The sequence below is a fragment of the Spirulina sp. CCY15215 genome, from assembly GCF_016888125.1.
In the GTDB taxonomy this organism is placed as follows: Bacteria; Cyanobacteriota; Cyanobacteriia; order Cyanobacteriales; family Spirulinaceae; genus CCY15215.
The window spans coordinates 1-10,908 of record NZ_JACSWA010000453.1 but is presented as its reverse complement, the minus strand read 5'-3'; the positions used below and the strand labels follow the sequence as shown (position 1 = coordinate 10,908).

At 41.3% G+C, this 10,908-nt stretch carries 8 protein-coding genes and 1 pseudogene; 6 read left to right on the top strand and 3 right to left on the bottom strand.

Annotated features, from left to right (window positions below; translation table 11 throughout):
* Positions 1-117 precede the first annotated feature (117 nt).
* The 6 genes from JUI58_RS14450 (at position 118) to dcm (ending at position 5,887) form a co-directional block, all read left to right on the top strand.
* A complete protein-coding gene (locus JUI58_RS14450) occupies positions 118-1,209 on the top strand; it encodes a nucleotidyltransferase domain-containing protein (RefSeq protein ID WP_204104497.1) in 1,092 nt (363 codons plus the stop codon).
* Between the two features lie 168 nt (positions 1,210-1,377).
* A complete protein-coding gene (locus tag JUI58_RS14445; protein ID WP_239121480.1) occupies positions 1,378-2,202 on the top strand; it encodes a transporter substrate-binding domain-containing protein in 825 nt (274 codons plus the stop codon).
* Between the two features lie 36 nt (positions 2,203-2,238).
* A complete protein-coding gene (locus JUI58_RS14440; protein ID WP_204104496.1) occupies positions 2,239-2,946 on the top strand; it encodes an amino acid ABC transporter permease in 708 nt (235 codons plus the stop codon).
* A gap of 41 nt (positions 2,947-2,987) precedes the next feature.
* Positions 2,988-3,737: an amino acid ABC transporter ATP-binding protein gene (locus JUI58_RS14435; protein ID WP_204104495.1), complete on the top strand. Its 750-nt coding sequence runs from the start codon at positions 2,988-2,990 to the stop codon at positions 3,735-3,737.
* A 102-nt stretch (positions 3,738-3,839) separates the two neighbouring features.
* Positions 3,840-4,619: a hypothetical protein gene (locus JUI58_RS14430; RefSeq protein ID WP_204104494.1), complete on the top strand. Its 780-nt coding sequence runs from the start codon at positions 3,840-3,842 to the stop codon at positions 4,617-4,619.
* Positions 4,620-4,672: 53 nt separating this feature from the next.
* Entirely contained in the window at positions 4,673-5,887 is a 1,215-nt protein-coding gene (dcm, locus tag JUI58_RS14425) for a DNA (cytosine-5-)-methyltransferase (protein WP_204104498.1), read from the top strand.
* Here dcm and JUI58_RS14420 read toward each other — a convergent pair.
* The 3 genes and pseudogenes from JUI58_RS14420 to JUI58_RS14410 all read right to left on the bottom strand — a co-directional run.
* A complete protein-coding gene (locus JUI58_RS14420; RefSeq protein WP_204104493.1) occupies positions 5,849-8,824 on the bottom strand; it encodes a serine/threonine-protein kinase in 2,976 nt (991 codons plus the stop codon). The genes dcm and JUI58_RS14420 overlap by 39 nt on opposite strands.
* A gap of 102 nt (positions 8,825-8,926) precedes the next feature.
* Positions 8,927-10,561, bottom strand: coding sequence for an alpha-D-glucose phosphate-specific phosphoglucomutase (locus JUI58_RS14415; protein ID WP_204104492.1), 1,635 nt, complete (start codon positions 10,559-10,561; stop codon positions 8,927-8,929).
* A 66-nt stretch (positions 10,562-10,627) separates the two neighbouring features.
* Positions 10,628-10,908: pseudogene (locus JUI58_RS14410) on the bottom strand (Uma2 family endonuclease); the annotation flags it as partial.

The following is a 10,908-nucleotide window of genomic DNA, read 5'->3' as shown; positions in this document are numbered from 1 at the left end:
ATGGATTAATACAAGGTATTAACCACAAATATTGCCAGACAATTCACAAAAAAGATGGTTACGTTTATTCAATGTAAAGCCGTCCTATAAGGACGGGTTTTCTACCCAATTTTTCTGATGAACCGATTTGAAGTTGAATCTCGCACGATTCTCATTGCCTTAACGGGATCTCGGGGCTATAAGTTAGATATTGAAACTTCCGATTATGATTATCGGGGTGTTTTTATTGCCTCTCAACCTTATTATCTAGGATTTGATGAGATTGAACAAAAAGATAAAAATTGGGACAAAGAAACCGAAAATTGCCAGTTTCCTTTTTTATCTGAAGATACCAGTATTTACGAACTGCGGAAGTTTTTAAAACTCTCTGTCGATAATAATCCCAATATCCTTGAACTACTTTGGTTTAAAGATTTTGTCCACTTAACTGAAGTGGGAAAAATTCTGTTAGAACATCGAGAAATGTTCCTCTCGAAGCGGGTCAAAAATACTTATTCGGGATACGGATATGCCCAAATTAGGAAATTAGAAACCCATCGCCGTTGGTTGCTCAATCCTCCTCAATCTAAGCCAACTATTGAAGAATTTGGCTTAACAGATACACCTCCCTTAACTGTGAATGAAATCAATACATTTTTGGAATATTTGTATCAGTTAGTGCGCGATCGCATTGAATTTCTCGAACCTGCGGAACAACTTTATCATCTCTTAGTTGCCGATATCGATTATAAAGGTATTTTAAAACAACATTCTTTACCCGATCAAGTTCTAGATTATACGCAAAAATTAACTAATAGCACTTCCGATTTTATCAAACTTCTGCATAAAAGTCAACGTTATCGCACTGCTTGTCGGGAGTATAAAAACTATCAACAATGGCAAAAAAATCGCAACCCCAAACGGGCAGAAATGGAAGCAAAAACAGGTTATGATTGCAAGTTTGCCATGCAAGCAATTCGCCTTTTAAGAACAGGAATTGAAGTGCTAAAAACCCACAATTTAATCGTAGATCGTCAAGAAGCGGGAGATGCGGAAGAATTATTAGCCATGAAACTCGGGGAATTCAGTTATGAAGCAATCATGGAAATTGCTAACGATCTTTACAAAGGATTAGATGATGCTTATCGCAAATCTACTTTGCGCGATCGCGTCGATAAAGAAGCCGTCAATCAACTTTGTATCGATCTTGTCACCAAAATGGGTTGGTAAAACTGTTTTACAGAGGACATAAGTAATATTTCCTAGCATATCAATGTAAAAGATGAGAATATGGCGATCGCCGATGATGACAGGAAATTTTGTTGCTGGCGATCGCGTAGACTCGAAATAATTCTGGTACATTGAATAATTCCCTTAGAGTATAAACCGCTAAAAACGATGATGAAACGAAGAAAGCTAATTCTCGCATTGACCCTAACCGCTTCCATTGCGGCGATCGCAGCATCGGGATGCAGCAACCCAGAAAGTAGCACCTCCGAAACTAGCACCCCAACCGAGGATAGTGACGCAAAAACCCTCGTTATGGCTACCTCCGCAGACTATCCCCCTTATGAGTTTTACGAAACTGCTAAAGGCGAAGGAAAACCCATTGGCTTTGATATCGATATTGCCACCTATATTACCAAAGAGTTAGGGTATGAACTTGAAGTTAAGGACATGGACTTTAATGGCATTATCCCTGCTTTACAATCCGAACGTGCTGATTTTGCCATGTCGGGAATGACCCCAACAGAAGAACGCAAACAAAGTGTTGACTTTTCCAGTATTTATTATGATGCTAAAAATACCATCGTTACAATAGAAGGATCTGCATATAAAAGCTATAAAGAACTAGCAGGAAAAAAAGTTGGCGTTCAACTCGGAACAACCCAGGCTGAAGAAGCCAAAACAAAAGCCGAAGAAGTTGGTGGTATTACCATTGAACCGCGTAATAAAATTAGCGATCTGATCCAAGAAGTGAAAGCTGGTCGCATCGATGCAGCTATTATTGAAGATACTGTTGCCAAAGGGTATATCAAGACAAATCCCGATCTAGTTTTTACGGAAATTGAAGAGAGTGGAGAACTATCCGGATCTGCGATCGCGTTCCCCAAAGACTCAGAGTTAGTGGATAAATTTGAAGCCGTTCTTCAAGAAATGAAAGAAAATGGAGAACTGGAGAAATTGGTACAAAAATGGTTTGAAGATTACTACGAAAAATAAGAAGGTAGTGCAGAATAATTTAGGATTAAACTAACAATGAATCTCGAAATTGTCGAAATCATTTCTCACTATCATCTAGCCGAATTTAATCTAGATTTTGCGAGAATTGCCCCATCAATTCCTTTCATTTTGACGGGGCTTGTTATCACCCTCAAATTCACCCTAATCTCGGCATTTTTTGGCTTTTTATGGGGAACGATCCTTTCGTTGTTTAAGATTTCTAGTCTTAAACCTCTCTATTGGTTTGGTCTGGCTTATACTTCTGTTTTCCGAGGCACACCTCTACTGGTTCAATTATCGCTGATCTACTTCGCAACACCGCAATTAACGGGATATAATATCTCCGGTTTTGAAGCTGGGGTGATTACCTTTTCCCTTAACTCAGGTGCCTATATTTCCGAAGTAATTCGGGCGGGAATTTTGGCGATCGATAAGGGACAAACCGAAGCAGCAATGTCTCTGGGGGTGACATATCGACCCATGATGATAGATGTTATTTTACCCCAAGCCATCAAGAATATTTTACCAGCTTTGGTAAACGAATCGATCGCCCTTTTAAAAGACTCCGCTTTAGTCTCAACAATTGGCGCACAAGACCTCTTACGTCGCGCCCAAATTGTCGGGGCAGAAAAGTACGTTTACTTTGAACCGTTGTTGATGGTTGCGGTTATTTACTATCTCATGGTTATGATTCTCACCGTGAGTTCGACAATTCTAGAAAATCGTTTGCGTCGCAGTAGTTAGAAATTCAATCATTAGGAATAGATTCACCAATGGAGGAAATCATGTCAGATAATTCAGATAATAACGTTGCCATTCGGATCGATAGCTTAGTGAAATCTTTTGGCAGTTTGCAAGTGTTAAAAGAGATTTCGACTGAAATTAAGCGCGGTGAAGTTGTCGCCATGATCGGTCCTTCCGGTTCGGGAAAATCCACATTTTTACGCTGTTTAAACTTGTTAGAAATGCCAACATCAGGTAAAATTTATATTGATGGGATTGAGATCACTAATCCCAAAACTGATGTTATGAAAATGCGCCAAAATGTGGGTATGGTATTTCAACATTTTCATCTTTTTCCTCACATGACAGTCCTACGCAATATCATGTATGCCCCCATGAAAGTCAAGCAAATTTCTGAAGAAAAAGCGCGTCAGAAAGCATCGGAATTATTAGCGCGAGTGGGGTTAGCAGAAAAGGCAAATGTGTATCCGTCTAAGTTGTCGGGAGGACAGAAACAACGCGTCGCGATCGCGCGGGCTTTGGCCATGGAACCGGATATTATGCTATTTGATGAACCAACATCAGCCCTCGATCCAGAAATGGTGAAAGAAGTCCTTGATGTGATGAAAGGAGTCACTGAAAGTGGCATGACAATGGCTGTTGTCACCCATGAAATGGGGTTTGCGAGGGAAGTAGCCGATCGCATTCTTTTTCTCGACGGAGGTTGCATTGCAGAAGATGCAACACCGGATGAGTTTTTCACCAGTCCGAAAAGCGATCGGGCCAAACAGTTTTTGGAGAAAATATTATAAAGTATTATTATAATATTTTCTTTTTGGGAGATTTACAATCTCCCAAAAAGACGAAGTTGATAAAAATCAAAGATAGTTGACAATTTTATTTAATTAATAAAAATGATAAATTTATATCAGTATCATAATGACAAAAATCGATTAAGACAAGAAATTGATTCACAAAAAAAGAGTATTAAAGTTCCGAATTTTATCCCCAAAAATGATAAAGAATTAGTTGATACTTACCAAAGTTGTCGCGTCTTAGATTTCTATCTTATTGAATATTTCAAAAACAATGCTAAGACAAAAAAATTAACAGAAAAACAAGAGGAAATTGTCGAAATAATTTCTCTTTTCAAGCAAGAAGTTTGGTTAGGACTATCCCAAGAAAAAGAGAAATTCAGAAAAAATATCCAAAATAAAAAGACAGGGTTTAAAAATATTTTTGAATTTTCAGGAAGTGAGAATCTTTATTTATCTAATATTTACACTCGTTTTATTTCTGAAAATTTAGGCCATAAATTCGAGAATATTGCAGAAATTAGCGATAGCATTTTTATCCCAGAGAATACTTTGAATCTTAAAATAAAAGGAATTGATCTTGTTCTTTATGATGGTCATAATATTCGATATACACAATTAAAAACCAAAAAAGATACACTTACCGGTAGTCAAAGTCAAAGAAGCATAAATGAGCTAAAAATTCATCAAAATCCGATTTTTGCAGCCGCCCTTGATATGGGAAAATCATGGACAATTAGTAAAACTAAAGCACAACAATCTGGAATTCAGCTTTTAGCCGGTTCTGAGTTTTGGTCGCTTATCGGTTTAGATTATGGTTTTATTCTCGATCAACTTTCAGATGCAATCAAAGATATTGACAAACAACTGTATCGCTAGTTATTATAATTACAGCATTATAATAGAACTTGTCTCAAACAAATTTGCAATCGATGAACTGTCTATCTCTCAAAAATGCAGCAAAAATATTAGGGATTTCTCCCAGTATGATACAACAATGGGAAAAGAAGAAGCTGATTAAAAGTCAAAAAATATCTCAAGGGAAAAAAGTATTTAATCTTGAAGAATTACAGGCACTGCAAAATAAAAATACTATTGTTGGCTCAGATAACAACTATAATATTTTACAATCTCAACAAGAAGTATGTTTTAATGTTATTGAATTATTTGCCGGATGTGGAGGCATGGCATTAGGATTTGAAAATGCCGGTTTGCAAACTAAACTTCTGGTTGAAATTGATAAGAATTGTGTGAATACTCTAAAAATTAATCGACCAAACTGGAGGATATTGCATGATAATGTTACTAATATTGATTTTAAACACTATCGAGATAGAGTTGATATTGTAGCGGGAGGTTTTCCTTGCCAAGCCTTTAGTTATGCAGGTCACGGTAAAGGATTTGAAGATACTCGAGGAACACTATTTTTTGAATTTGCCAGATGTTTATCAGAAGTTCGTCCTAAGATTGCGATCGCAGAAAATGTTAGAGGTTTACTCAGTCATCAAAATGGCGAAACTTTAGCCATTATGCTAAAAACTTTGAAGAATTTAGGTTATAATGTAGAATATAAACTTCTAAGCGCACAATTCTTAGATGTGCCGCAGAAAAGAGAACGAGTGATTATTCTGGCAACGCGAAAAGATTTGCAAATACGGGCTATATTTCCTCAAGAAAAAAATTATACAATTTCTCTGCGAGAGGCGCTTCAAGATTGTCCAAAATCAAGAGGAGTTCAATATAAAGACCGTAAAAGAGAAATTATGGAATTAGTTCCACCTGGAGGGAATTGGCGAGATTTGCCAGTTGAAATTCAGAAAGAATATCTGAAAAATAGTTTTTATAAAGGAGGAGGAAGAACTGGTTTTGCAAAAAGACTTTCTTGGGATGAACCGGCATTAACTGTAACTTGCAGTCCCGCACAAACACAAACAGAAAGATGCCATCCTGACGAAACAAGACCTTTAACAGTAAGAGAATATGCACGGATTCAAACATTTCCCGATCGCTGGCAATTTACAGGTTCTTTAAGCGCTCAATACAGACAAATTGGTAATGCAGTTCCCGTCAACATGGCTTATCATTTAGGTCAAGGTTTAATTACAATGTTAAGAGGGTTTGGAGACCAAACCCCTACAAACGATTAAATAAAATTTAGGATTTGTAGAAGAGGGAGACTGTGCGAGAATATAATATTCGTTGTTTCGGGTATTTGCAAACACAAATTGACCTGTTAATCGTTGAGTTTCTCCATTAATGCGAACAGTAGGTAAAAGGAGACTTTTTTGGAGTTGTAGAGTTTGGTAATCGAAAATGGAGAGGCGATCGAAAGCGAGAGAATTTGTCCCACTGTTTCGATCCAAAACAATAATTTTTTGGTCAAGACTAGAAAATGCTACTCTTCCTCTCGAAATTTCCCCCCTCTCGGAATTAGCAGCAACATTCAACTGACGAACATTAATTTCTCGCGTATTTTGATTGAAAATTAGAGTAAAAATTGAGCCATTATCCGTTAAAACCCGACGTTTTTCGAGATCGAACCATAAATAACCACTCCTCGAAAAATCCCCCGCAATGGTTTGCAATTGAACAGTGGGACGCGGATCGTTTTGGGTAATATCGATTTGCTGAATCTTAGGAGTCTGCGATCGCCCAATAATACCAAAAATTGCTTTCCCACCAGGGTGCAGGGCAAAATAAGTTTGAGAAAAATCCTGCGTGTTATCATCGGGGGTTTGGGTTGCTTCTCCAGTCTCCCCGTCGATCGCCCATAAACGCCGATCGCGTTGGGGAGAAATATAAACCCAGCCCTTATTAGCTAAGACTAAATCAAAAATATCCACCGCGATCGGTAATGTTTTCATTATCCGTCCCTGTCGCAGGTCCACCCAAGAAACATGGCGATCGTGACCGATCGCGGCAAATTCTCCCTTTGGACCCAGGGAAACCCCAAGAGGAGGATAATCGAGGGGAATCTCTTGCTGGCGGCGGGAAAAAGGACTATAAACAATGAGACGAGGGGGATTATTGACCGCGATCGCAATTTTATTGAGAGTGGGATGATATTCTGCATCGATCGCCTCAAAATTCAGAGGGATCGCCTCCCCCGACAATTCTGCGAGGGATGCTTCTGGAGAAGTATTACTTTCAAGATCCCTAGGTTCCAGGGGAGAAATAACCTGGGGAACCTCCGTATTGTTGGGTAATATCGGTACGGGTTGATGTTTGCGTCCCGCTAAAAATAAAGCCAAGGCGATCGTCCCCATAACCCCCACTCCCAGCATAAATTGGCGCGATCGCCCAGAAAATTGAGCAAGGGTGAAATACTGTCCTGGCAAAGGTCGAGTGGGACGATGCAGAAGGTGTGCGATCGCCTCCAAAGCCTCTGCTGCGGAGTCATAGCGTTGGCGAAAATCATAACGCACCATGCGATCGATAATTTGCGCCAAATCTGGGCTAACATGGGCGCGATCGCGCCAAATCAATTCCCCAGTTTGAGGATCGTCGGCCAACCTTTCAGGATCGATCCCAGTTAAGGCTTCAATCGCCACAATGCCCACAGAATAAACATCGCTGCTAAACTTAGGCTTACCTTGTGCTTGTTCGCTGGGAATGTAACCAGGAGTCCCGATACCCACCGTCAGATTACTACTCATCCCCTCTTTATCCAAGCGTTCCTCAATTTGTTTAACCGCTCCAAAATCAATCAGGACAAGTTTACCATCTTCCTCTCGTCTGCGAATATTGGCGGGTTTAATATCTCGGTGAATCACATTGGTTTGGTGAACAAAAACAAGGATTTCTAGAATATCTTGCAGGAAAGCAACGACGGCACTTTCCGGTAAAGACTGACCTGGAATCAGTTCTTGTTGCAAGTCATGTCCTGGAATATACTCTTGAACGAGATAAAACTCGTTATTTTCTTCAAAATGTGCCAACAAGCGCGGAATTTGGGGATGTTGTCCCAACTGACTGAGAACTTTTGCTTCATTATCAAATAAACGTCGTGCCAAATCGAGAATATTCGGAGTTTTGCGATAGGGTTGTAAATGCTTGACCACACATTGAGGCATTCCAGGGAATTGTTCGTCTCGGGCGAGAAAAGTATAACCAAATCCCCCTTCTCCCAAGGATTCTAAGAGACGATAGCGCCCGCAGAGTAGATCTTCTCGGGGAAGTTGAGTTTGGGGAATGGGGAGGGGATTTTGGGAGATGGGAAGGGTAGGGGTAAAGGTGAGGGTTGTCGATCGATCGATCGCGTTGGCTGTGGTGAGAGAAGTAGCATTTAACCATTGCAAGGCTTCTGTGGCATTAGCATAGCGGCGATCGCCTTCCTCAGCGATGCTAGATGCGAGGAATTCGGCAAAGCGATCGCTAATCGTGAGGCGATCGCGCCAAGATAAGCGCCCATTTTGATCTCGCGGTAGGGCATTAGGGGACAATCCCGTTAAGGCTTGAATAGCCAGTATCCCCACCGCATACACATCATAACTGGGGTCGGGTTTGCCTTGGGAGAATTGCGGAGCGTAACCCGAGGGGGCGATCGCGCCGCGAATACCGATTTTGCCTGCTGGGTTAAGATCGAGGGTGCTAATTTGTTGCACGTTACCGAAATCCACCAACACGAGTTGATTATCTTTCCGACGACGCAGGAAACTATTGGGGTTAATGGCGCGGTGAATGAGTTGATGCTGATGGATAAAAGCTAAAATTGGCAAGATTTCTTGCAGGAGTAAAACCGTGCTTTCTTCGTCTAAAGGTCGCCCTTGTAGCGTGTTTGCGAGGCGATCGCCGTCGATATAATCTTGGATGAGGTAAAAACTGCCATCCCTTTCAAAGCGATCGTAGAGTTCCGGAATTTGCGGATATTCCCCCACTTCTGCAAGAATGCGAGTTTCCTTTTTGAAGAGATATCTGGCATATTTAACCAGTTGAGGATGGCGCGATCGCAGATTCAGTTGAAGCAAGATGCGGCGAGGATTTCCAGGCAAACTGAGGTCTTCCGCCAAGTAGGTTTGGCTGAATCTTCCCGTGGAGAGATGGCGAGTAATACCATATCGTTGGCCAAGGATAGTTCCCTGCATTTTGCGGAGAGGGGGTAGAGATCGAGAAGGCGAGGTTACAAAACCCCGCATTTCTTCTCTTATTTTGCCTCATTCCTCGACAATTCCCAGGGATTAATGAGATTAAGTAATGACCGTGGGGCGATCGCGTCCCGTTAATTCCTTAATTTTTGCCACTTCATTTGCTAAAACAATCAAATCTGCAAGGGCTTCTTGAGGATCGCGATCGTGTTGGCTAGGATTGGGTTCATAGCGCTCTAAATAGACCCGTAAAGTGGCTCCCTTTGTCCCCGTCCCCGAGAGGCGAAAAACAATGCGAGAACCATCACTAAAGCCAATGCGGATGCCTTGTTTGTTGCTAACACTGCCATCAACTGGATCGGTATAACTGAAATCATCAGCATATTCCACTTCATAAGCGCCGAGTTTTGTCCCTTTCATTCCCCCCACAGCCGATCGCAAATTTTCCATTAATTGCGTTGCGGGTCCACTTTCCACTGCTTCATAATCGTGACGAGAATAGAAATTTCGTCCGTAGGTTTGCCAATGTTCTTGTACAATTTGTGCAACAGATTTACCCGTCACGGCGAGAATATTTAACCAGAAAATAACCGCCCAAAGTCCATCTTTTTCGCGAATATGATTGGAACCGGTGCCGAAACTTTCTTCACCGCACAAAGTGGCTTTATCTGCATCTAATAAATTGCCAAAGAATTTCCAACCCGTCGGGGTTTCGTAACAGCCAATGCCTAATTTAGCAGCAACCCGGTCTACTGCGGCACTGGTGGGCATCGATCGCGCTACTCCCGATAAGCCATTCTTATAACCTGGGACGAGGTGAGCATTTGCTGTGAGAATTGCTAAACTATCGCTCGGGGTAACAAAGAAATTGCGCCCTAAAATCATATTGCGATCGCCGTCTCCATCGGAAGCGGCACCAAAGTCTGGGGCATTATCCCCAAAGAGAATATCAACCAATTCTTTCGCATAAACAAGGTTAGGATCTGGGTGTCCTTGGCCGAAATCTTCCAAAGGAATACCATTAATTACCGTGCCTTTTGATGCCCCTAAATGCTGCTCAAAAATGGCTTTGGCATAAGGACCCGTCACTGCGTGCATAGAGTCGATACAGAGCTTAAAACCCTTGTCTGTAATCAATTGGCGAATATAATCGAAGTCAAATAAAGACTGCATCAACTCGACATAGGCCACAACAGAATCAATCACCTCAACTTCCATTGTTCCTAATTTAAAGGAGCCAATGCGATCGATGTTCACATCTGCTGCTACGAGGATTTTGTATTCTGAAATTGTTTTGCTGCGATCGAAAATAGCTTCAGTTACCTTTTCTGGAGCAGGTCCACCGTTACCGATGTTATATTTTATACCAAAGTCACCATCGGGACCGCCGGGGTTATGGCTGGCAGAGAGGACGATCCCCCCAAAGGTTTCATACTTGCGAATAATGCAGGACGTTGCAGGAGTGGAGAGGATACCCCCTTGACCCACTAATATTTTACCAATGCCGTTTGCGGCAGCCATTTTCAGGATGATTTGAATGGCTTGGCGATTGTAATAGCGTCCGTCTCCCCCAAGGACAAGAGTTTGCCCTTCGCAGCCTTCTAAGCTATCAAAAATGGATTGAACGAAGTTTTCGAGGTAATGGGGCTTTTGGAAGTCGATAACGGACTTTCTCAGTCCGGAGGTGCCGGGTTTTTGGTCGTCAAAAGGGGTTGTTGTTACCGTGCGTAGATTCATGAATTCAATCTGAGAATTTCAAGATTATCTTAATATTTTGTTGTTCATTGTTAGTTAAGAAAAAGGTTAAGAAAAAGTATCGGGATCGATTCCCATTTGTCTGAGGCGATCGCGCATTGCTTGCAATTTACTTCGTTCTGCTTCTAATTCTACCTGTATTTGTTGGCGATCGCGTTCTGAGCGATCGGCTCTTTGTTTTTCGCGATCGCGCTGTTCGACTATCTCAACATAATCAACAAATCTTTCCCCATTGGGATAAAATAATGCTAATTCTCCCTCTATCCTACTAAACTTTATTCCTAAACGCGGACTTTCCCAGCCCTCCATTTGCGAAATAACTTCTAATT